This window comes from Amnibacterium flavum (assembly GCF_003097495.1).
Taxonomy (GTDB): domain Bacteria; phylum Actinomycetota; class Actinomycetes; order Actinomycetales; family Microbacteriaceae; genus Naasia; species Naasia flava.
On the sequence record NZ_QEOP01000003.1, the window covers coordinates 55,701 to 79,137 of the forward strand.

At 70.1% G+C, this 23,437-nt stretch carries 24 protein-coding genes; 6 read left to right on the top strand and 18 right to left on the bottom strand.

Going from position 1 to position 23,437, the window contains the following annotated elements; genetic code table 11:
• The first annotated feature begins 3 nt into the window (after nt 1–3).
• Nucleotides 4–1,143 carry a TIGR01777 family oxidoreductase gene (locus DDQ50_RS14550; RefSeq protein ID WP_116757523.1) on the top strand — a complete coding sequence of 380 codons (1,140 nt, stop codon included), beginning with the start codon at nt 4–6 and terminating at the stop codon, nt 1,141–1,143.
• A 27-nt stretch (nt 1,144–1,170) separates the two neighbouring features.
• Here the strand turns inward: DDQ50_RS14550 and DDQ50_RS14555 are convergent, their stop codons facing one another.
• Both DDQ50_RS14555 and dapB read right to left on the bottom strand, forming a co-directional pair.
• A complete protein-coding gene (locus DDQ50_RS14555; protein WP_165829850.1) occupies nt 1,171–1,596 on the bottom strand; it encodes a hypothetical protein in 426 nt (141 codons plus the stop codon).
• A gap of 38 nt (nt 1,597–1,634) precedes the next feature.
• Nucleotides 1,635–2,465, bottom strand: a complete 831-nt coding sequence (dapB, locus tag DDQ50_RS14560; RefSeq protein ID WP_116757524.1) for a 4-hydroxy-tetrahydrodipicolinate reductase — start codon at nt 2,463–2,465, stop codon at nt 1,635–1,637.
• Between the two features lie 91 nt (nt 2,466–2,556).
• Here dapB and DDQ50_RS14565 point away from each other — a divergent pair, with 91 nt between their 5' ends.
• Together DDQ50_RS14565 and DDQ50_RS14570 are read left to right on the top strand one after the other, a co-directional pair.
• Nucleotides 2,557–3,030: a GNAT family N-acetyltransferase gene (locus DDQ50_RS14565; protein WP_116757525.1), complete on the top strand. Its 474-nt coding sequence runs from the start codon at nt 2,557–2,559 to the stop codon at nt 3,028–3,030.
• 37 nt (nt 3,031–3,067) lie between these two features.
• Complete coding sequence (locus DDQ50_RS14570) at nt 3,068–3,343, top strand: hypothetical protein (RefSeq protein ID WP_116757526.1); 276 nt, start codon at nt 3,068–3,070, stop codon at nt 3,341–3,343.
• A gap of 24 nt (nt 3,344–3,367) precedes the next feature.
• Here DDQ50_RS14570 and DDQ50_RS14575 read toward each other — a convergent pair whose 3' ends face one another.
• The 3 genes from DDQ50_RS14575 to DDQ50_RS14585 are packed head-to-tail and all read right to left on the bottom strand — an operon-like array spanning nt 3,368 to nt 5,605.
• The gene (locus DDQ50_RS14575) at nt 3,368–3,580 is read right to left on the bottom strand and encodes a hypothetical protein (protein ID WP_116757527.1); all 213 of its coding nucleotides are present in this window, start codon (nt 3,578–3,580) and stop codon (nt 3,368–3,370) included.
• A gap of 32 nt (nt 3,581–3,612) precedes the next feature.
• Nucleotides 3,613–4,215: a histidine phosphatase family protein gene (locus DDQ50_RS14580; RefSeq protein WP_116757528.1), complete on the bottom strand. Its 603-nt coding sequence runs from the start codon at nt 4,213–4,215 to the stop codon at nt 3,613–3,615.
• Nucleotides 4,216–4,219: 4 nt separating this feature from the next.
• A complete protein-coding gene (locus DDQ50_RS14585; protein WP_116757529.1) occupies nt 4,220–5,605 on the bottom strand; it encodes a M16 family metallopeptidase in 1,386 nt (461 codons plus the stop codon).
• A gap of 252 nt (nt 5,606–5,857) precedes the next feature.
• Between DDQ50_RS14585 and DDQ50_RS14590 the strand changes: the two genes are divergently transcribed.
• Nucleotides 5,858–6,460 (top strand): TetR/AcrR family transcriptional regulator, encoded by a 603-nt coding sequence (locus DDQ50_RS14590; RefSeq protein ID WP_240614442.1) that lies wholly within the window; start codon nt 5,858–5,860, stop codon nt 6,458–6,460.
• On the opposite strand, the gene DDQ50_RS14595 is transcribed toward DDQ50_RS14590, so the two are convergent.
• Both DDQ50_RS14595 and DDQ50_RS14600 read right to left on the bottom strand, forming a co-directional pair.
• On the bottom strand, nt 6,457–7,677 hold the full coding sequence (locus DDQ50_RS14595) for an aldo/keto reductase (protein ID WP_240614443.1): 1,221 nt from the start codon (nt 7,675–7,677) through the stop codon (nt 6,457–6,459). The genes DDQ50_RS14590 and DDQ50_RS14595 overlap by 4 nt on opposite strands.
• 81 nt (nt 7,678–7,758) lie before the next feature.
• Nucleotides 7,759–8,700: an aldo/keto reductase gene (locus tag DDQ50_RS14600; protein WP_116757531.1), complete on the bottom strand. Its 942-nt coding sequence runs from the start codon at nt 8,698–8,700 to the stop codon at nt 7,759–7,761.
• A gap of 170 nt (nt 8,701–8,870) precedes the next feature.
• Here DDQ50_RS14600 and DDQ50_RS14605 point away from each other — a divergent pair, with 170 nt between their 5' ends.
• Nucleotides 8,871–10,598, top strand: a complete 1,728-nt coding sequence (locus DDQ50_RS14605; RefSeq protein ID WP_116757532.1) for an alpha,alpha-phosphotrehalase — start codon at nt 8,871–8,873, stop codon at nt 10,596–10,598.
• A gap of 376 nt (nt 10,599–10,974) precedes the next feature.
• Here the strand turns inward: DDQ50_RS14605 and DDQ50_RS14610 are convergent, their stop codons facing one another.
• The 9 genes from DDQ50_RS14610 to add all read right to left on the bottom strand — a co-directional run bounded on the left by DDQ50_RS14610 (nt 10,975) and on the right by add (nt 21,257).
• A complete protein-coding gene (locus tag DDQ50_RS14610) occupies nt 10,975–12,102 on the bottom strand; it encodes an acyl-CoA dehydrogenase family protein (RefSeq protein ID WP_116757533.1) in 1,128 nt (375 codons plus the stop codon).
• Nucleotides 12,103–12,150: 48 nt separating this feature from the next.
• Nucleotides 12,151–12,912 carry a GntR family transcriptional regulator gene (locus tag DDQ50_RS14615; protein ID WP_116757534.1) on the bottom strand — a complete coding sequence of 254 codons (762 nt, stop codon included), beginning with the start codon at nt 12,910–12,912 and terminating at the stop codon, nt 12,151–12,153.
• Nucleotides 12,909–13,823: an ABC transporter permease gene (locus DDQ50_RS14620; RefSeq protein WP_116757535.1), complete on the bottom strand. Its 915-nt coding sequence runs from the start codon at nt 13,821–13,823 to the stop codon at nt 12,909–12,911. Before DDQ50_RS14620 ends, DDQ50_RS14615 begins: the two co-directional genes overlap by 4 nt.
• The gene (locus DDQ50_RS14625; protein WP_165829841.1) at nt 13,820–14,938 is read right to left on the bottom strand and encodes an ABC transporter permease; all 1,119 of its coding nucleotides are present in this window, start codon (nt 14,936–14,938) and stop codon (nt 13,820–13,822) included. Before DDQ50_RS14625 ends, DDQ50_RS14620 begins: the two co-directional genes overlap by 4 nt.
• Nucleotides 14,935–16,734: an adenine deaminase C-terminal domain-containing protein gene (locus DDQ50_RS14630; protein ID WP_165829842.1), complete on the bottom strand. Its 1,800-nt coding sequence runs from the start codon at nt 16,732–16,734 to the stop codon at nt 14,935–14,937. Before DDQ50_RS14630 ends, DDQ50_RS14625 begins: the two co-directional genes overlap by 4 nt.
• 9 nt (nt 16,735–16,743) lie before the next feature.
• Complete coding sequence (locus DDQ50_RS14635) at nt 16,744–18,327, bottom strand: ABC transporter ATP-binding protein (RefSeq protein WP_116757537.1); 1,584 nt, start codon at nt 18,325–18,327, stop codon at nt 16,744–16,746.
• A complete protein-coding gene (locus DDQ50_RS14640; RefSeq protein WP_116757538.1) occupies nt 18,327–19,346 on the bottom strand; it encodes a BMP family lipoprotein in 1,020 nt (339 codons plus the stop codon). The genes DDQ50_RS14635 and DDQ50_RS14640 overlap by 1 nt, the downstream gene beginning before the upstream one ends.
• An 85-nt stretch (nt 19,347–19,431) precedes the next feature.
• Nucleotides 19,432–20,157, bottom strand: a complete 726-nt coding sequence (locus DDQ50_RS14645; protein ID WP_116757539.1) for a hypothetical protein — start codon at nt 20,155–20,157, stop codon at nt 19,432–19,434.
• Complete coding sequence (add, locus tag DDQ50_RS14650) at nt 20,154–21,257, bottom strand: adenosine deaminase (protein WP_116757540.1); 1,104 nt, start codon at nt 21,255–21,257, stop codon at nt 20,154–20,156. The genes DDQ50_RS14645 and add overlap by 4 nt, the downstream gene beginning before the upstream one ends.
• A gap of 209 nt (nt 21,258–21,466) precedes the next feature.
• Here add and DDQ50_RS14655 point away from each other — a divergent pair, with 209 nt between their 5' ends.
• Nucleotides 21,467–21,952 carry a nucleoside deaminase gene (locus tag DDQ50_RS14655; protein ID WP_240614444.1) on the top strand — a complete coding sequence of 162 codons (486 nt, stop codon included), beginning with the start codon at nt 21,467–21,469 and terminating at the stop codon, nt 21,950–21,952.
• A 198-nt stretch (nt 21,953–22,150) separates the two neighbouring features.
• Here the strand turns inward: DDQ50_RS14655 and DDQ50_RS14660 are convergent, their stop codons facing one another.
• Both DDQ50_RS14660 and DDQ50_RS14665 read right to left on the bottom strand, forming a co-directional pair.
• Complete coding sequence (locus DDQ50_RS14660; protein ID WP_116757542.1) at nt 22,151–22,723, bottom strand: YdeI/OmpD-associated family protein; 573 nt, start codon at nt 22,721–22,723, stop codon at nt 22,151–22,153.
• A 74-nt stretch (nt 22,724–22,797) separates the two neighbouring features.
• Nucleotides 22,798–23,343 carry an SRPBCC domain-containing protein gene (locus DDQ50_RS14665; RefSeq protein ID WP_116757543.1) on the bottom strand — a complete coding sequence of 182 codons (546 nt, stop codon included), beginning with the start codon at nt 23,341–23,343 and terminating at the stop codon, nt 22,798–22,800.
• Between the last annotated feature and the right edge of the window lie 94 nt (nt 23,344–23,437).

The following is a 23,437-nucleotide window of genomic DNA, read 5'->3' on the forward strand; positions in this document are numbered from 1 at the left end:
GTCATGGCGACCCCGAAGCGTGTCCCGGTACCCCCGGCGCGGCCGTCCACGCCCCCGGCGAAGAAGCCCGCACAGGAGCCTTCCGGGCGCCCGGCGCCCGCGAGCCCGGAACAGCCGCAGCCGTCGAACGCACCCACTCCCCCGGTCCGTCGTCCCGCGTCACGCGAGACGGGTGGCGCCAGCACGAGCGCTCCTCGCGTCCGCCCTCCGGCTGCTCCTCAGCCTGCCGCTCGCCCGAAGCCCGAGCGCGGCAGCAGCCTGCGCGTCCTCATCGCGGGTGCCAGCGGTCTGATCGGCACCGAGTTGCAGCGCCAGCTCACCGAGGCCGGCCACGAGATCCGCACACTGGTGCGTCGCGAGCCGAAGAGCCCGACCGAGTTCACCTGGGCTCCCGACGCCAAGATCCTCGATTTCCGACTGCTCGACGAGGTCGACGCGGTCATCAACCTCTCGGGCGCATCGCTGAACCACCTGCCGTGGACGGCGGGATACCGCGAGCAGATCCTGCGCTCCCGGGTGAAGGCGACCCAGGCGCTCGTCGAGGCGATGGCCATGACGTCGAGTCCTCCCCCGGTCTTCCTGAGCGGCTCCGCCGTCGGCATCTACGGCGACCGTCCGGGCACGCGCCTCACCGAGGACGCCGCCCCGGGCGAGGGCTTCCTGCCCGACGTCGTCGAGGCGTGGGAGGCTGCCGCGAGCCTCGCCCCCGACAAGACCCGCACGGTCTTCCTCCGTACCGGCCTCGTGCTGGCGCCGAAGGGCGGCGCGCTCGATCCGCTCCGCCTGCTGACCAAGCTGGGCATCTCGGGTCCGCTCGGCACGGGCGGCCAGCACTGGCCGTGGATCAGCCTGCACGACGAGGCCGCCGCGATAGTGCACCTGCTCACCTCCGACCTCAGCGGCCCCGTGAACCTCGCCGGGCCCACTCCCGCGACCGCCAGCCGGATCGGGGCGCGTCTCGCCGCCGATCTGCACCGACCCTTCGCCATCCCGGTGCCCGAGAAGGTCATCGAGCTGGCACTGCGCGATGCCGGCCGCGAATTGCTGCTCGCCAGCCAGAAGGTCGTGCCCGCGCGGCTGCTCGCCGACGGCTTCGCGTTCCGGTACGAGACCAGCGATCAGGCCATCGACGCCATCAGCTGACATCCCGTCGATGACTCGAAGGGCGGTTCAGTTCGCGCGTCGCTCAGCGGACTCGATGCCGATCGCCTGGCGCACCGCCTGCCGGGCCCGTCGCCGATCTCCGCTGGCGTCGTAGGCCAGCCCGAGCCGGAACCAGGCCCGCCAGTCCTCGGGCGCAGCCTGCACCGCATCGCGGTATCGCGGGAACTCCTCGTCCGCGTATTCGCGGATCGGACGCCCGCTGGCCCGCTTGGGCAGGTCGTCGACGGGGAGGCTCCCTTCCTCCGCCATCCGCTCGAGCAGGCGCTGCGAGCCGAGTCCGAACAGGAGCTCTCGGGCGAGCGCCCAGAGTCCGAGGGCGGGGAAGACGAGGAGGGCGATCCCGATGCCGATCGCGGCGGGCTCGCCTGAAGCGATGAACTGCACCGCCCGCCAGCCGATCAGCGCGATGTAGAGGACGAGCAGGGCCGCCATCACGAGGGCGGCCAGCACCCCTTTCCGCGCGTGGACGGTCACGGGGTGGTGGCCGCCGCCTGGCCTGAGGGCGCCCCGTCGGCGATCTCGCCGTCGGACAGCAGGGCGGCGGGGGCGGAGAGACCGAGCAGCGAGTCGAGCCCGACGATGACTCCGCGAGCCGACGTCGCGGCTGCGAGCGCGAGCCGGATGCCGGAACGGTAGGAGTCGGGCGAGTAGGTGTCGTGGGTGATCGTGAGGGTCTCGCCGACACCGCCGAAGATCACCTGCTGCTTCGCCAAGAGACCGGAGAGCCGCAGCGAGTGGACGGGCACGCTGGCGACCTGCTGGCCGCGGGCGCGCTGGTCGACGTGCGGGGCCGACACGGGCCCGAGTTCGGCGCGCGCGGCGCCGATCAGTTCGGCGGTGCGGACCGCGGTGCCCGACGGCGAGTCGACCTTGCCGGCGTGGTGGGCCTCGACGATCTCGATCGAGTCGAAGTAGCGGGCGCCGAGAGCGGCGAAGTGGGTCGCGAGGACGGAACCGACCGAGAAGTTCGGGATGAAGAGGGCCCCGATGCCGGCCTCGTCGATGGGTCGGACGAGCCGGCTGATGCGTTCGGTGCTCCACCCTGAGGTGCCGACGACGATCGGGAGGCCGTGCGAGATCGCGAAGTCGACGACGGTTGGTGACACCTGCGGCAGGGTGAAGTCGACGACGAGGTCGGCTCCGACCATGGCGTCGAGCGGGTCGGCCGAGCCGATGCCGGCGAAGAGCTCGAAGCCATCCGTCTCGTCGAGGATCGAGAGCACGAGTCGCCCCATCGAACCGTTCGCGCCGACGACGGCGACTCTCGTGATCGCGGGTGCACCTTCGACGACTGCAGCCATGCCTCAAGCCTACAGGCGCACCACTGCGCGGATCGTGGCCCGTCGGAGCCTGTCGAGCCGGTGCTCCTGACGCCGACCTAGGATTCAGCGCATGCGCTTCAGTCCCGCACCGACCGATTCGGCCGAGGCCGTCGAACTGCTCGACGAGTACTTCGGCGCCCGGGCGGCCGGCTTCGTCGGCGGCGAGTACCGCACCGTCCACCCCGACCCCGCAGCGTTCACTCCCCCGGCGGGCGTCTTCCTGCTCGTCCACGGAGACGGGGGCGAGCTCGCGGGTTGCGGCGGCATCCGCCGGATCGGCGACACGGAGGCCGGTGCGCTGCGCTACGAGGTCAAGCACCTCTATCTCAGGGAGACGGCCCGCGGACGCGGCCGGGGCCGCGCACTGCTCGCCGAACTCGAACGTCGCGCCGCCGAGTTCGGTGCTTCCGAGGTCGTCCTCGACACGAACCGTTCGCTGACCGCGGCGGGCGGGCTGTATCGGAGTTCGGGCTACGAGTCGATCGAGCCCTACAACGACAACCCGAACGCGACCGACTGGTACCGCAAGGACCTCGCCGGCTAGTCCGCGTCGAGCAACCCCCCCCGTTACGCTTCGGACCATGGACAATCCGGAGCCCGAGCCCACGTCGGAGTTCGAGCACGAGCACGAGCCGGAGCCAGAGCGCACACCCTTCTGGCACCGCAGGCGACCGGGCTACCGGTTCGTCCTCTCGGCTGCTGCGGTCATCGGCGGAACCGTCCTCGCCGTGAGGTCGGTCGGCCGAGTCGGCGAGAGCACGGAGAGCACCTGGGTGTTCGTCGGCGCGCTCGTCTTGGTCGTGCTCGGGCTCGTATCGATTCCGGTCTATCTGTGGATGGGCCGCCGCGGACACTGATCGAGCCCATCCGGACAGAGGCTGCTACTTGCGGCGGTCCCGCCTGAGCCAGACCGCCCCTTGAGCCACGAAGAAGGCACCGCAGACGAACAGGGCGGGCGGGATCACCCAGATCGGAATGCCGCGGCGGGTGGTGTCGAAAGGGTGGGAGATCGCCCACGGCAGAAGGGCGAGCGCGACGACCACGAAGAACAGTCCGAAAGCGAAGACACCCTTCGGACTCCTGGGTCTCGTCATGAACAAGCGGACTCCCCGGACAGGCCGAAGGGTTAGAACGGCTGGGGGTCGGGCAGACCCGTGCGCAGTTCGACCGGGAGGTGGGCGAGGTCGTTGTGGGCGACGAGCACCGGCGGTTTCGCGGAGCGCACGCGGATGATGGTGAGGCCGCAGTTCGCCTGATTGAGGCCGAGCCAGCGCCACTCGGGCGCATCGAACACGTGCCGGACGAACCAGCCGATCACGAAATTGTGAGTGATCAGGAGATCGTGCCGGTCACCGCGCGCAGGCGCGAAGAACTCGTCGACCGCATCGCCCATCTGCGCCTGCCCCGCCTCGATCTCGGCCTCCGTGATCGAGTGGAAGAACGCGTCGAACGACGCGGGCGTATCGGGTGTCGGCCCGGAGGGGATGCAGTCGAACAGCAGCGCCGACGGAGTCAAGGACAACGCGGGCATCATCTTCGAGAAGACCTGGGCGGTCTCCTCCGCCCGACGCAGAGGAGAGTGGTATCCCGCCGTGAACGGAACTCCGCCGAGCCGCTGCGCGATCAGCTCGGCCTGACGTCGGCCTCGAGGAGAGAGCGGCCCGTCGGGCAGACCGTGCTCGGCATCGACCTGCTCGCCGTGCCGGACGAGGTAGAGGTAGTGGACCATCGCGTCACCCTCCGATCGGGGCCGCGAGAGACGAATCGGCGAGGACCTGCTGGAGCGCGAGGCCCGCCAGGTCGGCGGCCGCGACAGGGCCCACCGCGGCGAGCGACCAGGGAGCGGCGGCCAGCTCCTCGGCGAGAGCCTGCACCTGCTCGGCCGTCACGGCCTCGAACCGGCGGAGCGACTCGTCGAGGTCGACGAATTCCCCCGTCGTGATCTCGCTGCGACCGAGACGCGACATGCGGACATCGGAGTCCTCGAGCGCGAGTGCCGAGGTGCCGGAGAGCTGCCCCACGGCGCGCTCGAGCTCGCCGGGCACCAATCCGTCGCGAGCGAACTCGGCGAGCTGCCCCTGCATCAGCTCGGCGACCGAACGAGCCTTCGCCGGAGCGCAGGCCGCGTACATGCCGAAGACTCCCGCGTCGGAGAAGGAGGCCGCGAACGAGTGGACCGAGTAGGCGAGCCCACGACGCTCACGGATCTCCTGGAAGAGGCGCGATGACATGCCCCCTCCGAGCGCGGCGCTGAGGACGGACATCACCGGGCGGCGAGGATCGCCGGCGGTGATCGACGGCGCGACGAGGAGGACGTGCTCCTGCTCGATCGGGCGATCCACGACGACCAGCGGCACACCCTCGCCGAGGGACGTCGCAGCTCCCGACCGCCGGTCGACGGGTGATCCGGGGGCGGACATGTCCCACCCGGAGGCGCTCAGGGCGGCGACGAGCTCGGCCACGAGCACGTCGTGATGCAGGCCGCCTGCCGCGGTCACGATGAGGTTCTCGGGACGGTATTCGGCACGGTAGTGGCGGTACACGGCATCGCGGGTGGCGGCGCCGATCGTGCCGGCGTCTCCTCCGATGGGGCGACCCAACGGGTGCTCGCCGAGGACGGCCTCGAATGCGCGCTCGTTGACGACGTCGCCGGGATCGTCGGCCGCCATGGCGAGCTCCTCGAGGATGACCTCGCGCTCCATCTCGAACTCGTCGGGATCGATGAGCGATCCGGCCACCATGTCGGCGAGGACCTCGACCGCCATCGGGAGGTGCAGGTCGCGCACCTTGGCGTAATAGCAGGTGTACTCCTTGGCGGTCACCGCGTTGTGCTCGCCGCCGACGGAGTCGAACGCCACGGCGATGTCGAGCGCCGTCCGAGTCGCCGTGCCTTTGAAGAGAAGGTGCTCGAGGAAGTGGGTCGACCCCAGGGTCTCGGGCGACTCGTCGCGTGAACCCGCTGGGATCCAGAAGCCGATCGTCGCGCTCTGCGCGCCCGGCACCTGCTCGGTGAGGATACGGAGCCCGCTCGGATGGAGGGTGCGTCTGACGCTGGTACCACCGGCCGCGGAGAAGCTCAGCTCCGGTTCGGTGAGGGGAAGTGCGACTGCGCCACTCATCGTCAACACCCTACTTCACCTGCTCGAAGGCGCCCCTCGAACTGGGGAGGTCCACATTTGTGGGGACATACAGACTTGTCTGTCCCACTCTGCTATCTTTTTCCACGGAGCGAGAAGCTCCGCCGGGACCACCCATCCCGGTCACCCCTGGCCCGGCGCTCGTCCCCCCGATTGCGTCCGGCCAAACCCGATTCGACCTCAACCCGAATCGATACAGTGAGGCCACCTTCCATGTGGCCGAGAGGAGACGCCGTGGCGGTCGAGACCCCCATCCCACCGCGGCGTCCCTCTGCTGCAAAGGTCCGCCTCCTCGAAGTGGCCGACCGCCTGTTCTACGCCGAGGGCATCCACACCGTCGGCATCGACCGGATCATCTCCGAGGCCGGCGTCACCAAGGCCACCTTCTACAAGCAGTACGGCTCGAAGGATCGTCTGATCCTCGAATACATCCGAGGCCGAGACCGTCAGGTCCGCGACTCGCTCACCGAGACCGCGGCGACTTCACCCTCCGCCGAGGCGACTCTTCGCACCCTCGTCGACGCCATCGTCGCCGACCTCAGCCGCCGCGATTTCCGCGGCTGCCCGTTCCTCAACGCGGCGGCCGAGTTCGCCGACGAGAACCACCCCGTCCGCCGAGCCATCGGCGAGCACCGGGACTGGTTCACCGAGTTCCTCGAGAGCCACCTCCAGCGGATGGGACACCCCACGCCGGGCGCGGCGGCCGACGAGTTGTACCTCCTCCGCGACGGCGCGATGGGCGGCGGATACGCGGGCGATCCGATCGCGGCGCACACCGCTCTTCACCGCGCAGCCGACCGCGTGCTCGCAGAGGCGAAGACCAAGAGCGGCGCTTAAGCCGAAGCCCGATCAAGCGAGGCCACCTGAGCCCTCGTGAGATGGACTCCGGCCGCCGCCACGATGTCGGCGACCTGCTCCGGCGAGCTCGCACTGACGACCGGCGCCGTGACGAGCGGCTTGGTGAGCAGCCACGACAGGGCGATCGTGGCGGGTGCCACCCCGAATGCTTCGGCGACGTCGTCGAGAGCATCGAGGATGCGGAATCCGCGCTTCGTCATGTGCCGGGCGGCCGCATCGACGCGCGACTGAGCGGCGCTGCCCCGCTCCCCCCGCTTGCCGCGGTACTTGCCGGTCAGGAAGCCGCTGCCGAGCGCACTGTAGGGAACGACGGCGAGCCCCTGCGCGCGGGCGACCGACGAGAGGTCGCGTTCGAAGTCCGTCCTGTTGACGAGGCTGTAGTTCGTCTGCACCCCGACGAACTTCGGCAGCGTCAGCTGCCCGGAGGTCACCCTCGCCTCCATCAGCCGCTCGGGACCGTAATCGGCGCCGGCGAGATGGCGGACCTTGCCGCTGCGGAGGAGCGAGTCCGCTGCGGTGAGGCTCTCCTCGAGCGGGACCGACACGTCGTCGAGATGGAAGTACAGGACGTCGACGTGCTCGACCTGCAACCGGCGCAGCGACGCCTCGACCGCGCGGATGATGCTCTGCGCCGACAGCCCCGAGTTCTCCTCGCCCTTGGCGACCTTGGTCGAGAGCACAATCTCGTCGCGGATGCCTCTCTCCCGGAGCCAGGTGCCGATCAGCACCTCGCTGCGACCGGAGGCGTAGGAATCGGCGGTGTCGACGGCGTTGCCGCCCGCTGCACGGTAGGCGTCGAGAATGGCGAACGTGGTGTCGGGCGCCGCGGTCCAGCCGAACGTCGCCCCGCCGAGGACGACGGGGAACACCGCGAGATCCGCTTCGCCGAAACGTCGGAGCCGATGCCGCCGGGGTTCGGGCTCGACGGGCTGCGTCGAGGAGCCGGCCATCTCGCGCAGCGACAGCTCGACCACCTCGAGCGCGGAGGCGACGACCGCGTCGGTCTCGCTCCTGACCGCGCGACTCGCGGCTCTGCCGCTCGTCACGGGGTGAGTCATCGTCGCGGGAGCCTCCGACTCGGAACCCGGAAGGCCCTCGTGCGCGACGGGTTCGTTGTCAGGCCAGTCCCACAGCGCCGGCTGCGAATCCGCCGTGTCGACGGCGGGGCGCTCGGAGGGATCGGATGTGCCGACCATAATCACCCCCTCCGCGCACGACGATCGTAAGCAATACCACCGACGGAAGCTCTTCCGCGGGTCGAATCGTTACAGAAGCGGTCAGTCGCTGACGCGGTCGAGCAGGGCGATCTGCTGACGGTTGAGCATCGGCAGCGATGCACCCTCGATCAGGTCGCGCAGCTGAGGGCCGTCCTTCGCGCGGATCGCCACGGCGGTGACCTGGGGCTTGGACAGCACCCAGGCGATCGCGACCCGCCCGATGTTCTCGCCCACATCCTGCGAGACGCTCTCCAGCGCGGCGAGCACGCGGTTGCCGTGGCGCCCGACGTATCGCATGGCCCCCGCGAACATCGGCGAGCTGGGCAGGTCGTGCCGAGTACGGAAATCTCCGCGCAGATACCCGCTCGCGAGGGGCAGCCGGGCGATCACGCCGAGCTCGTACCCCTGGGCGACGGGGGCGATTTCGCCCTCGAACCGGGAGCGCTCCATCAGGTTGTACTCCGCAACGAGCACCTGAGGGGAAGGGAGACCCAGCCGGGAAGCGGTCTGCATGGCCTCGACCGCGCGCCGCCCCGTGTAGGAGGCGAGCGACAGGTGCCCGACCCGGCCCTCGGTGATCAGTTCCGAGACCGCCGTCATGCTCTCCTCGAGCGGGGTCTCGGGGTGATCGCCGTCGAAGGACAGGACGTCGATGTAGTCGGTGCGCAGTCGCTCCAGTGAGGCGCTGACGGCCTCCCGGATGCTGTAGGCGCTCAGCCCGGGGGCATCGGGGTGGCGACCGACCTTGGTCGCGATGACGAAGTCCTGGCGGCGCTGCCCTGCGAGCCATCCGCCGATCATGATCTCGCTGCGCCCGCCCGCGTAGTGATCCGCGGTGCTGATCAGGGTTCCTCCGACAGCGGCGAAGGTGTCGAGCACTTCGACGGTGGCGTCGTACCCCGCCGCCCAGCCGAAGACCGACCCGTCGATCCCGTACGGCAGCACGGTGAGACCGGTGGAACCGAGCATGCGGTGAAGCGGTGCCTCGGCGATGCCGTCCATACCCGTGCCCCCTCGAAGACTGCCGTGAGTCTCATGTTAGCGCCCTGCGCGCCCCCGCGGTGGGGCGGCTCGGGCGAAATCCACGACGAAGCCCGCCTGCCGGCGGCCGCAGAGCCGGCTCGGGCCGGTTAGGCTCGCCGCCGGCGACCTGCCGTGAGACCGAGGTGACCATGACTTCCCGCGACGACTCCCCGATCCGGGCTACCGCCCCCTGGTGGACCTCGGCGGTGGTGTACCAGATCTACCCGCGCAGCTTCGCCGACTCGAACGGCGACGGCATCGGGGACCTGGCGGGCATCCGATCCCGGTTGGACCATCTCGAGGAGCTCGGTGTCGACGTCATCTGGCTCTCGCCGATCTACAGGTCACCCCAGTTCGACAACGGCTACGACATCAGCGACTACGAGGACATCGACCCCGTGTTCGGCGACCTCGCCGGCTTCGATGCACTGCTCGCCGACCTGCATCGACGCGGCATGAAGCTCGTGATGGATCTGGTCGTCAATCACACGTCGCACCTGCACCCGTGGTTCATCGAGTCGAGTTCGTCGACCGACAACCCGAAGCGGGACTGGTACTGGTGGCGCAGTCCTCGCGCCGGAGAGGGCGGACCGGGAGCGCCGAACAACTGGCGGTCGTTCTTCGCCTCGTCGTCGTGGACGCTCGACGAGACCACCGGCGAGTACTACCTGCACCTGTTCGCGCCACAGCAGCCCGACCTTAACTGGGAGAACCGCGAGGTCCGCGAGGCCGTCTACGCGATGATGCGACGCTGGCTCGACCGGGGTGTCGATGGATTCCGGATGGATGTCATCAACTTCATCTCGAAGGACACCTCGCTGCCCGACGGACCGCTCGAGCCCGGCGCGGTGGGCGGCGACGGCAGTGCCTTCTACCTGAGCGGGCCCCGCATCCACGAGTTCCTGCAGGAGATGCACCGGGAGGTCTTCGCCGGCCGCGACGCCGAGCTGATCACCGTCGGCGAAACTCCCGGTGTGACCCTCGAGGACGGCCGGCTGTTCACCGATCCCGCCCGAGCCGAACTCGACATGATCTTCCAGTTCGAGCACGTCTCGCTCGACCGGGGCCCGGGCCGGTACGAGAAGCGCGCTCTCTCGCTGCCCGCGCTCAAGCAGTCGCTCGCCCGCTGGCAGGACGGGCTCGGACCCGCCGACGACGGTCGCGAGCGCGGGTGGAACAGCCTCTACCTGAACAACCACGATCAGCCCCGACTGGTCTCGCGCTACGGCGACGACGGGCGCTTCCGACGTGAGTCGGCCACTCTGTGGGCGACGATCCTGCATCTGCATCGGGGCACGCCGTACGTCTACCAGGGCGAGGAGATCGGCATGACGAACACGACGTTCACCGCGATCGACGACTTCGCCGACCTCGAGGCGCTCAACCACTACCGCGAGCAGGTGGAACTGCTCGGCGCAGACCCCGAGGCCGTGCTCGAGGACCTGCGGGCCCTGTCACGCGACAACGCGCGCACGCCCGTCCAGTGGGATCCGACCGAGCAGGCCGGGTTCACGACCGGCACGCCCTGGATGGCCGTGAACCCGAACCGCTCGGAGGTGAATCTCGTCGACGAGCGGGACGCACCCGGATCGGTGTTCCGCCACTATCAGCGGCTCATCCGCCTGCGTCACGAGGACGAGACCGTCCGCCTCGGCGACTTCGAACTGCTCGAAGCAGCTCATCCGACGCTGTACGCGTTCACCCGGACGCTCGGCGGTGACCGCCTGCTGGTGGTCGGCAACGTGTCGGGCGAACCGCTCGAGGTTCCGCTGCTCGAACGGTGGGGTGACGCGGCACTCATCATCGGGAACCGTGACGGTGGCACCGGGACCACGCTGCAGCCGTGGGAGGTCAGGGTGCTTCGGGCGGGGCGCTGAGGGCCCCTTCGCTTCGCTGCGCTCAGCGGGCGGGCGGGCGGGCGGGCGGGCGGATGCCCGTTGAGCTCGTGGAAACGAGCATCCGCCCACCTCCCGTCCTTCGCTTCGACAGGCTCAGCGGGCGGGGGCGGATGCCCGTTGAGCCCGTCGAAACGAGCACCCGCCCGCCTCCCGTCCTTCGCTTCGACGGGCTCAGCGGGGGGGGCGGGGCGGATGCCCGTTGAGCCCGTCGAAACGAGCACCCGCTCACCTCCCGACCTTCGCTTCGACAGGCTCAGCGGGCGGACGGGGCGGATGCCCGTTGAGCCCGTCGAAACGAGCACCCGCTCACCTCCCGTCCTTCGCTTCGACGGGCTCAGCGGGCGGGCGGCCGGCGTCAGTCCGCGGCGAGCACCCAGCCGCCGACGATCTCCTGACTGAAGGGCACGTTGTAGGCCATCAGAGCACCGGCCTGCGCGTCACGGAAGATCCTCTGGATCGGCGACTTCTCGAGGTACCCGCTGCCTCCGCCCACCTTCACCGCGACAGCCGCCGCCTTCTTGGCGACCTCGTTGGCGAGCATCTTCGCCTCGGCCGCATTGGCCATGGCCTGCGGGTCGCGCCGGTCGGCCAGCCAGGTGGTCTGCTCCGCCAGGAGTCGGGCGGCGCGCAGCTCCGCCCAGACGAGCCCCGTCTCCATCTTGACCCACTGGGTATCGGCGAGCGTCTCGGGCGATCCGGGCGCCGTCGGGCGTCCGACGGCGTACGCCTTCAGGGCGTCGAGCGCAGACTCGGCGATGCCGATGGAGAGGAATCCGAACGCGACGGAGATGAGGTTCGAATAGTCGGCGGGCGGCGGCGACGTCAGCCGGTCGGCGGAGAGATGCGTGCCGGCGAATGCGATTCCGCGGCTGCGGGTGGAGCGCATCCCCGAGGTCTGATCGATCGGCGGGAACGAGACGGTGTCGTCGATCGTGACTCCGAAGAACGCCGGGTTGCCGTCGACGCGGACATTGGTGAAGAGGTGGTCGGCGATCTCCGCACCCGAGACGAACATCTTCCGTCCGGTGAAGGACCACCCTCCCTCGGTCGCGGGAACGTCCTGCTGGGACGAGAGGAAGAAGTTGCCGCCGGCGGGCTCGGAGAGCGCGTTCGAGAATCGCTTCCCGGCCGCGAGCTCCGCGGCGAAGAACGACGCCGCCTCGGGCGGCGAGAGGGTGACGAGAGCGTGGGCCGCACCGATGTGCATGAGCCAGACGGCCGCCACGGCGGGGTGCGCGGCGGCCAGGATGCGAACGACCTGGCCGAGGGTCGCGTAGGACAATGCCTCTCCCCCGTGCTCGACGGGAAGGAACGCGACGTCGAGCCCGCTCGCCGACAGCGCGCGCAGGTGGGCCTCGGGGAGCTCGCCCGTGCGGTCGTCGTCGGCGACCGTCTCGGCGAAGGAGGCGGCGAGCTGCTGCACGGTGTCGATCCAGCGCTGCTCGTCCGCGGGGACGACGACGGGTGAGGGACGGGTCAGCATGGTGAGCCTTTCGCGAGTTCGGTCACGGGGACAGGTCGGAGGGACGGATCAGAACTGGTAGCGCGCGGTCGAGAAGACCTGCGGGGGGCGGACGGTGCGCATGATCGAGTAGGACGCGATCGCGGGGTCGTGGAGCTCGCGGGCGTGGAACAGGCGGCGCCCGCTCATGCCGATGCCCACGATGTCGAGCGTGAGGACGGGAGTGCCGACCGGATGCTCGAAGAGCTCCGCATCGGCCTCCGAGAGCGCCTCGGCGGACGGCGTCGCGACCTCCCAGGCGATAGCCTCGCCCCATAGGGCCGCGATCGATGCGTAGATGGAGTCGCCGAGGTCGACGTCCCCCGGCTCATCCGGCAGCGGGACGGTGCCGAACGCGAGCATGGCGACGGCCCCGTCGGCGCGCCAGCGCTTCACCACCCGGGCGGCCGGAGCGCCGGGACTGCGCATCAGGAGCCCGGCGACGTCGGACGGCAGTGCCGTGTCGCTCACCGAGAGAACCTCCACCCCGCTCTCGTAGCCGAGTTGGCGCAGGAGCACGCTGTACTCGAGCTGGTCCTCGAACCGCACACCCATTCGCATCGCGACCGGGTCGACCTCGGTCGCCGCGCCCTGGCGGCGGAGCACGACACCCTGCTGCTCGAGCGACGCGAGGGCATCACGGACCTGCTTCCTGCTGCAGCCGATCCGATCGGCCAGCTCCACCTCGCCGGGCAGCGAGTGCCCGTCGGTCGCCGCCTCTCGGACGAAACGGAGAAGCCCCGCGAGGACGCGCTGATCCTCGAGGTTGCGTGCGGATCCTGTCTCACTCATGCGAGCCTCGCCTTCTTCAGCACCGACCGCAGGCGCGACCGCGACGAGATGACGAGCACGATGAGGGTCACCACGTAGGGCAGAGTCTGGTAGATCTCGCTCGGCAGCTGCAGTCCGGTCGACTGGGCGAGCAGCGAGAAGCTCTGCAGGAAGGCGAAGAGAAGGGCGCCGAGCGCGATGCCGACGGGGGTGCTGCGCCCCATGATGACGATAGCGAGCACGATGTAGCCGCGCCCGGCGGTGATGCCGGGAGTGAAGGATCCGATGGTGCCCACCGTGATCACCGCACCGGCGAGACCGGCGAGGGAGCCTCCGATCAGCAGCGAGGACGATCCGACGGTGCGGGTGCGGACACCGCGGAGGGTCGCTGCGACCGGGTCGGCGCCGACGGCGCGGATCTGCAGACCGAACCGCGTGAAGCGCATGACAGCCCACGCGGCGACGGCGACCAGCACGGTCGCGTAGACGATCGGGCTCTGCGCGAACAGGATGCGCCCGACGAAGGGGATGTCGGCCAGCAACGGGATCGGCCAGCGCGGGACGGTCTCGACGCTGATGTTCGTCTCGCCCGATGGGATCCAGAGCTGGAACAGGTAGGTGCTGAGCCCCAGCCCGAGCATGGTGATCGCGAGCCCGACGACGATCTCGTTGGCGTGGAGGCGGTGGACGACGGTGTTCATCAGGATCGCGAGCACGAGCCCCGTGACCGCTCCGGCGAGGAGCCCCGCCATCGGCCCCGCGGAGCTCGCCACGTAGACGCCCATGAACGCGCCGAGGATCATCATCCCCTCGATGCCGAGATTGATGCGGCCCGCGCGCTCGACGAAGCCCTCTCCGACCCCGGCGAGCACGAGCGGTGCCGACAGGGCGATCGCGCCGGCGAGGATCGAGATCCAGAGTTCGGGACTCATCGGACGTGCTCCGTCTCGTCGGCGGGCTGATCGTCGACCGCGGCGGCCGCGTCGCTCGGGGCGACCACCGCGGCGGGGCGGCGCTGGTAGGCGGCGATGCTCGCGACCCCGAGGAGCAGGACGCTCTTGATGACCTCGGCGATCGACGACGGGATGGTTCCGGTGGCGGACTGCATGCCGACCGCGCCCGCGGTGAGGGCGGAGAAGAACAGGGCCGCCGCGACGATGCCGATGGGCAGCAGACCGCCGAGCAGCGCGACGGCCAGGCCCGAGAAGCCCACTCCGCCCGTGACGGAGCTGAACAGCCGTTCGTTCACCCCGGCGACCTGGATCCAGCCGACCAGTCCGGCCCCGGCTCCCGAGACGAGCATGGTGAAGTAGATGGTGCCCGAGCGGGTCGCGCCGAGACGCAGGGCGAGTTTGGGCCGGCTGGCGAACACCGCGACCCGCGTCGAGGCGGCGCTTCGACGCCACAGCATGAAGCCGATCGCGATGATGACGACGAGCAGGATCCCCCAGTGCGCCCGGGTGCCCGGGATCAGGGACGGCAGGGCCGCCGCCTCGGGAAGCTGCTCGCTCTGCGGGGTGGCCGTGTCCTCGGGGCTCGCGAGCCAGGTGCGGAGCGTCCAGCCGAGGAACCCCGCCGCGACGTAGTTCAGCAGGAGTGTGCTGAGGATCTCGTTGACCTGCCAGCGGACCGCGAGCAGAGCGGGGAGAAGGGCGAAGAGCCCGCCGCCGACGGCGCCTGCGATCAGGCCGACCACCCAGAAGGCGGGTGCCGGCAGGTCGGGGCCGAAGACATCGGCGAGCCAGAGGGTCGCTCCGGTCGCGAAGATCGCGCCGAAGATGATCTGGCCCTCGGCTCCGACCGAGAAGACCCCTGCGCGCAGCGCGGGGATGAGGGTCAGCGCGACGATGGCGATGGGGACCGCCCCGACCAGCAGCTCGCCGACGCGGTAGGGCGAGCTCGAGATGCCTTCGATGAGGCCGCGCAGACCGACGAGCGGATCCGCTCCCGCGAACAGGATGAGGAGCGCGGCGACCGCGAGGACGACCAGGACGACGCCGGCGGTGATCGCCCACCGCCGATGGTCGAGCTCTCGGATCCGGTTCACGCCTGCTCCCCGTCGTGGCCGCACGGGTCGACCGGGCCGGGGACGAGCACGTCGACGAAGCTCTGGGTCAGGGCGTCGATGAGACCGAGCTCGGTGACGCCCAGATCGGGCACGACGTAGAGGCCGACGAAGGACAGGATGATGTACGGGGACGGGATGGTGCAGCCGAGCGCGGCCGTGGCGGCGTGCCCCTGTCGCAGTGCTTCGGCGGTCTCCTCGAACGGTGCGGCACTCATCATGCCCCCCACGGGGAGCGGAACTCGGGCGAGGACCTCGCCGTCGGCGACGGTGACGAACCCGCCGCCCATGCGCCGCAGCTCCTCGACCGCGAGGAGCATGTCGGGGTCGTTCCCGCCGACGACCGCGATGTTCATGTTGGGGCAGTTCATCGTGATCGCGATCGCCCCGCGCGACAGCCCGAAACCCTTCACGAAGCCGAGACCGACCTGCCCGTCTCCGTGGTGTCGATCGACGACGGCGATCTTCAGCACGTCGTCGTCGGTGTCGGCTTGGACGAGACCGTCGACGACCTTCAGCTGGGCCTCGAATGCGCGCTTGAAGTAGCCGCGGTACATCTCCATCGCGCGGACGCGGACCGTCGCGCCCGTGTCGGCCGGGACGGGGAGCGCGAACATCGACGGGTCGAGCCGCTCGGGGAGGTGCACCGTGTCGAGAGCCCAGTCCGGCACGGGATCGTTGTTCGCGAAGGCGGCGACACCGTCGCGCGCCGCGACCCCGCCGGCGACGATGACGACGGATGGACGCACGTCGGCCAGGTCGGGGATGAGCTGCAGGTCGGCCAGGCGCGACGGCGCGAGCAGTCCGAGCACCTGGTCGAGCCGGTAGTACTTGGCGGCGTGGGCTGTCGCCATCCGGTAGGCGAGACCCGGTTCGACGCCGAACCGGATGGCCTGGCGCACATGGTGGTCGATGTGCCCCTCTGTCGCGAGGTCGAGGACGTGCTTGTCGTCGGCGCAGAAGCACATGCTGCCGAAAGCGGGGGCGATCGCCTCGAGATCCGCGAAGAGGGGGATGGTGTTGTCGGTCAGGGACGAGCCCATGATCGTGATCATCGCGCCCAGGCGCACCCGCTCGAGCGCCTCGTCGACGGTGGCCGAGTTGTGGTCGTCGCCGATGCCGGCGGCGAGGTAGCCCCACAGCGATTCGTGGGTCTGGGCTGCGGTGTGCCCGGTCAACCGGCGTCCGGCCGCCAGTGCCGCCCGGAACCGGCCGGTCGAGGCCTCGCCGTAGTCGAAGGGGTTGCTCTCGCCGAGGTTGGTGGTGACGTCGTCGAGCAGACGGGCGCGGACGACGTCCTCGGGGATGACCGCTCCCCCGCGTTCGAGAGCGGGCGCGCCCGGCGTCGTCGGCGAGACCTGCTGGAAGACGTGGAGCGGGGTCTCGGTGCTGAGCAGGAAGTCCATCCCGGTCGGCCCCCACACGTTCGCGGCGCCGTTGGGATCGGTCAGAACCGTCGTCGTCCCGCGTGCGACGCTCACCCGCGCCAGTTCGCCGGGCGTCAGGTTCGTGTACTCGATGTGCAGGTGGGCGTCGATGAAGGTGGGGACCACGTACTGCCCCGTCGCGTCGATCTCCTCGGTCGCGGCGGCGAAGTGGTTCCAGGGCGTGAGGGTCGCGATGTGGCGGCCCGCGATGACCACGTCGCGCTCGAGGAACTCGTCGGTGCCCGGTGACTGGACGAGTCCGCCCCGCACGATGAGGTCGGGAAGCTCGGTGCCCGACGCGACGGCACGGAGACGGCCGAGTTCGGCCTCGGTCGGATACAGATCGCTCATGCGGGTCATCTAGCTGGGTTCCTTCGTATCGGTTGCCGGAGTTCCCGAGGGGTCCGGCTGGTCGGCGGAGGTGATGCCGGCCATCGCCTCACCGAGCCGCTGAGTGGTCGCCTCGGAGACGGGCAGGTCGGCGACGATGCGACCCCCGAACATCACCACGACCCGATCCGCGACGGCGAGGATCTCCTCGAGGTCGTGCGAGGCGACGAGGACGGCGGCACCGCGTTCGGCGAGGTCGATGAGTCGCTCCCGGATCGCGGCGGATGCGCGGAGGTCGAGCCCCTGGGTCGGCCCGTAAGCGAGCACGGCGCGCGGATGGCGCTGTTCACCGTCGGCGGTCTCCCATGCCGCGCCGAGTTCGCGCGCGACGAGGAGCTTCTGCTGGTTCCCCCCGGAGAGCCCTGAGGCGGCGAGAGCGGGCACGGCCGGTCGCACGTCGAAGGCGGTCAGCGTCTCCTTCTGTGCGACGCGGCGCGTGCCGCCGCGGGCACTCCCGCGCGTCGCTCGCCCTCGGGCGGAGTCGTACACGGCGAGGTTCTCGCCGATCGACATGCCGGGAACGGTCGCCTCGGACCGCTCCTCGGGGATCCAGGCGACGCCGTTCCTCAGCAGTTCGACCGCGCTGCCCGACTCGCCGTCGACGGTGACGGTCCCGGTTCTGGGTCGGGTGAATCCGGCGAGCACATCGAGCAGGGCGTTCTGACCGCTGCCCGCAACGCCTGCGACCCCGACGATCTCGGATGCGCGGACCTCGATCGAGACGTCGCGGAGCGAGGCGTCGCTGGTCTCGTCGGTCGAGACGCGGTCGGCGCGGAGGACCGCCTGACCGACCGAGCGCGCGCTGTGCTCGGGGGCCTCGGGCAGCTCCCCGACCATGAGCTGGGCGATCCGGCGGGGTTCGAGTCCGACCGCACTGCCCGTGTGGACGTCGGCGCCGTGGGAGAGCACTGTCACGTCGTCGGCCACCTGCCTCACCTCGTCGAGGCGGTGGGTGATGAGCACGATGGCGGTGCCCAGTTCGCGGAGGCCGCGGAGGTGCTCGAAGAGCCCGCCGACCTCGAGCGGCCCCAGGCTCGCCGTCGGCTCGTCGAGGATGAGGGTCCGGGCGCCCTCCGCGAGGGCGACGACGATCTCGCCGAGCTGGCGATGCGCCTGGCTGAGCGAAGCGGTGGGCGCGTCGAGCGACACGCTCACACCGGCGCGGAGGAGCGTGTCGACCAGGGTCTCGCGGGCAGCGCGACGGCTGACGACGGCGCGCGTCCCGGTGAGCAGGAGGTTCTCGACCAGGCTGAGCTCGCCGACGAGGCTGAGCTGCTGGGGCACCATGGTGATGCCGGCCGCCCGGGCATCGGCGCGATCGCGTGGCGCGTAGGAGCTCTCTCCGAGCGTCATCGTCCCCGCGCTCGGGAGCTCGATGCCGGCGAGGATCTTGGCGAGGGTCGACTTGCCCGCGCCGTTCTCTCCGACGATCGCGTGCACCCGGCCGGGCGCGACGACGATGTCGACGTCGTCGAGCGCACGGACCGAGCCGTAGCTCTTCGAGACGGACCGCGCCGCGAGGACGCGGCCCGTCTCAGAAGGTGTGGTGATCATCAGGAGATGGTGATGCTTCCGTCTTCGAGACCGGCGATGAGCTCCTCGATCTTGGTCGCGGCGTCGGCGGGGACACGCCCGTCGACGTCGTTGAGGTCGGCGTAGACGATGCCGCCGTTCTCGAGGGTCGAGACGACGCTCTTGCCGCCGAAGTCGCCTGCCGCGACCTCCTCGACCCAGCCCTTGACGATCGGGTACATGTCGAGGTCGACGGTCGAGACATTGGTCGCGAGCGCTGCGTCGCCGGCGGCTGAGGAGACGCCGACGCTCAGGACGTCGGCGTCGGCCGCAGCCGCCCCGACACCCGCTGCGATGCCGTCGCCGGTGGTGTAGACGAGGTCGGCGCCCTGCCCGATGAGACCGGTTGTCGCCGACGCGGCGGCTTCGGCGTCGTCGAAGCTGCCCGCGTAGACGACGGGGAGCAGGGTGGCCGACGGGTTGGCCGCGAGCACGCCCTGCTGGAAGAAGGCGTCGGTCGCCTTGACGAAGTCGAGTTCGAGGCTCTCGACACGACCGATGGTGCTCGCTCCCGATACGCCCGCGATGTACCCGGACAGGTATCCGACCGACGGGGTGTCGTAGGTCCAGGTCTCGACGTTGTCGGTGAACTTGTCGAGGATGTCCGGGCCGCCGGACGCGGTGAACTTCACGTCGGGGAAGTCCTCGGCGACGGAGAAGATCGCGTCGCCGAGCTCGATGCCGTGGCCGATGATCAGGTCGTACCCCTGGCTGGCGAAGTCGGCGATGACCGGCTCGCTGGTGGCGGGGTCGGCCATCTGGTCGCGGAGCTCGTACTCGATGAGCCCTTCCTCCTCGAGCTGGGCGAGGGCGTCGGAGATCGCCTGGTTGAAGGCCCCGTCGTTGGTGTTGCCGGGGGTGAGCGCGCCGACGCGGATCACGTCGTCAGCGGGCTCGTCGGTCGACGCCGTGTCGGTGCCGCCGCCGGCGGAGCAGCCGGCGAGGAGGAGAGCGGCACTCGTCGCGAGCGCTGCGGCGGAGAAGAGGGTTCTCGTGCGCATGTGGTGTCCTTTCGGGGAACTTGCCTGGTGGTGGAGGGAGCGGTGCTGTGGTGCTGCGGTAAGGGTCGAGATGGTTCGGGGAGGTTCAGGAGATGAGCGAGTCGATGAGGTCGCGGTCGGCACCGGTCGCCTCGGAGAAGCCGCGGGAGAGGGTCGGGCCGACGAAGGAGCCGCTGGCGTCCGAGTAGTGGCCGACGAGCGCTCCGCTCACGCGGGAGAAGCACGGGTCGAGGTCGGTGGTGGCGGGCGGAGCGGCCGGATGCAGTGCACCGTCGGCGATGCAGACCGCAGCGGTGCCGTGCAGGGTTCGCGCAACGCCGGCGGCCGGGAGTGCGCCCCGGTCGATGGCTGCCCGGACGGCGGCGGCGGAAAGGAAGCCGCGGAGGGCCGGATCGTCGGCGCACACCGAAGCGGTCTTGGTGCAGCCGGCCAGCCACTCGATCCGCCCGTCGTCCCGTACCCGAACCGCCGACAGCTGAGTGCCGAGGGCGGTATCGCCCTGGGCGACGACCTCGATGCTCAGGGCGAAGACGTCGCCGTCGCGGGTCGAGGTGATGTGCTCGACGTAGAGCGGCTCGGACTTGGTGCCCGCGACCGTGTACTCGTCGGGCCAGGCCGCTGCGATGGGTGCGAGGTCCACGATCGTCCCGTCGGCGACGACCCCTGCGGTGTCGGCGACCGCGGCGGAGGTGCTGGACGCCGCGGAGTTCCACGGGAGGGTGAGCACCGCGGTGGTGAAGGCGACGATGGCTGTCGTGACCACGATCCCGTTCACGGGCAGGTGGCGCGGGTGCGTCGCGATCCCGCTCATGCGACGAGCTCCGAGGTCGCGGCGACGAGTTCGTCGCTCAGTCGGCGCTTGAGGTCGTCGTCGGCGAACGAGGCGGTGATCGAGCGTGCGGCGAAGCCGGCGAGGTCGACGAGCGAGTAGCCGAATTCGACCGATGCCGCGGACCAGTCCGCTTCGAGAGTCGTGCCGAGGGGCGACGGGTCGTCGGTGTTCAGCGTGACCGACACTCCCGCATCGAGGAGGCGGGGCAGCGGGTGCGCCGACCAGCTCGGGTACAGCCCCAGGGCCACGTTGGACCGCGGGCAGACGTTCAGCGTGATCCCGTCGGCGACGAGCCGACCGATGAGTGCCGGGTCCTCGACGGCGCGGATGCCGTGGTCGATTCGTTCGGCGCCGAGCAGGTCGAGCGCGTCCCAGACGCCGTCCGGCCCGCTCGACTCCCCCGCGTGGACCGTCCGGTGGAGGCCGCCGGCGGCGGCGATGCGGAACGCCTCCTGGAACTTGACGCCGGTGCGACCGGTCGTCTTCTCGTCGCCGTCGATCGACAGGGCGACGACGCGGCGCGGCCGGGTCGCCACCAGCGAGCGGACGATGTCCTCGGCCTCGACCGCATCCTGCCCGCGCAGCAGCGAGTAGGCGATGTTCACGACGCAGAGCCCGTCCTGCTCGGCGGCGTCGAATCCGGCGGCGAGGGCGTCCACGAGCTCGAGTTCGCGGCCGTGCCAGGCATTCCAGTGCGTGGGGTTGACGATGACGTCGCTGTAGCGGATGCCGGACGCGCTCTGCCGCGCGGCGAACGAGTAGGCGGTCCTCGCTGCTTGCTCACGGGTGCGGACGAGTCCGCACTGCCAGTCGAGGAAACGCAGGAATCCGCTGAGGCCGGCCTTTCCGACACCGGTTCCTCCACCGGTCGTCACCTCGGGCATGGTGAATTCGTGATGCGTCGCGACATCGAAGAGGGTCGCAGCGGGGCCCGGGAGGTCGGCGCCGCTCTCCCGCGCCAGGGTCAGAAGATCGATGAGCGAGAAGGTGCCCTCGAGGTGGATGTGGAGCTCTGCCTTGGGGAGCGCACGGATCGCCTGCTCGTCGACTCGGACGGATGCGGGCTGCTGCTCGGACATGACAGTGGTGCCTTTCGGGGGTCGGGCGTCGAAGGTGACGGACCGTCGAAGATGCACGCTAGTCATGCTGGCGCACTTGTTCACAAGTGGGAACACAACTGTTCCCAGGACGTAACTCAGGCGTAACACAGGGCTCGGATGACCGGATTCGCGCGGGTTAGGCTGGATCCAGCGCAATTCCTTGACACTTGTGAACAGGTAGATCGATCGTGACGACACTCTCCGAGCTCGACCTGAGCCACCTCCGGCAGTCCATCCGGGTGGCCGCCGACGCACGCGCTTCGGGCCGGCATCCGTTCGGCGCGATCGTCGTCGACGCCTCGGGCGCGATGGTGGCCAGCGCAGGCAACAACTCGCTTCCGCCCGAAGGCGATCCCACCCAGCATGCCGAGCTGCGTGCCGTCGCCGAGGCGTCCCGCAAGCTCGGCGCCGAAGGCATGGCGGGCAGCACCCTGTACACGAGCGCGGAACCCTGCGCGATGTGTTCCGGGGCGGTCTACTGGACGGGGATCGACCGGGTCGTCTACGCCCTGTCGGAGCACCGCCTGCTCGAGCTCACGGGCGACCACCCCGAGAACCCAACGTTCTCCCTGCCCTGCCGCGAGGTCTTCGCCCGCGGTCAGCGCACCATCGCCGTCGACGGCCCCGCCATCGAGGACGAGGCTGCCGTGGTCCACGAGGACTTCTGGACCTGACGCGGAGGCGTGGCCCTGCGCTTCGACGGGCTCAGCGGGCGGGCAACCCCCGGAGGTCGAGCAGCCCTGCGCTTCGACAGGCTCAGCGGGCGGGCAACCCCCGGAGGTCGAGCAGCCCTGCGCTTCGACAGGCTCAGCGGGCGGGCAACCCCCGGAGGTCGAGCAGCGCGCCAGCGCGTACCGAGACCCCCGACCACCTCAGCGGAGGGTCTCCCCCCGCTCCAGCATCCCGACGTAGAGGGCGGCGCGGGCCTCGCGCGACGCGGGCTTCTTGAGGTTGCTGATCCGGAAGATCATCGCGAACCGGTTCACCGATGACTGCGCCGCGAACGCCGCAGCGGCCGCGGGGCTCGCATCCAGTGCCGCCTGCAGCTCGGCCGGGGGCACCGCGTCCTTCTGTCGATACGCGGCATCCCAGCGACCGTCGGCCTTGGCACGCTCCACCTCGGCGAGCCCGCCGGGTCGCATCCGGCCCTCCTCGATCAGTCGGGCGACGTGCGCCTGGTTGACCTGCGACCACATGCTCTTCGGCCTGCGCGGGGTGAAGGACTGGATGAAGTAGTCCTCATCGAGCCCGCCCGCCTGGCCATCGATCCACCCGAAGCAGAGCGCGGCATCGACGGCTTCGTCGCGTGTGATACCCGGCTTGGTGGTGTTCTTCTTCCGCACCCGCAAACGCACCCCCTCCGGGTGCTCCGGCTGCTCGAGCCACCGCTCCCACTCTTCGACCGTGTCGATATGGAGCTCCGGCTTGTCGGCGTGCGCGACCATGCCCCGACGTTACCGGGAGCGTCCGACACTCGGGAGAGGGTGCGGCGTTCCCGCCGCCGGGCGACCAGCCGTGCTCAGCCGGTGGGGTCGACCATCCGAAGGTAACGGGGACGCCTGTCGGCGAATCGATCCGACCAGTCGGACTCGAGAGGCGCCAGCACGCTTCCCGAGGTGACGAGTCTGTCGAGGTACGCATGCCATCCGGCTCCGTAGTCGGCGACGTCGACGGCTCCGAGCCCGCGATGCTCGAGCGTCAGTTCGACTCCACCCCCGTCTCGCTCCGCCACGGTGACGGTGATGGACGTCGACGGCGAATCCTCATCGCCCGGTGCGGTCCACGTCACCGAGTACGAGGTCGGAGGAGCGCAGTAGAGGATCTTGCCGAAGCTGTGCAGCCCCTCGTCGCCGTCGAAGTGGTATCCGCCGTCCCGGTCGAGCAATGCGGGTTCGAACCAGCGGGCGAGCTGCTCGGGCTCGCTCATCAGCCGCCATGCGGTGTCGATGTCGGTGTCGAGGAACCGGACGAAGCGAACCGACCACCGGTCCCCGTCGCGCTCGATCACGCCGTCCGCATCAGCACCGCGGGCCTCCGCAGGTGCGGCGTCACCACTCGATGTCATCGGGCTCCCCTTCCGCTTCCCCCGCGCAGGCAGGGGCTGACTTGCCCACTTCGGGCAGTGTCCTCCCCTCAAGACTGCCTGAAGTGGGCAGGTC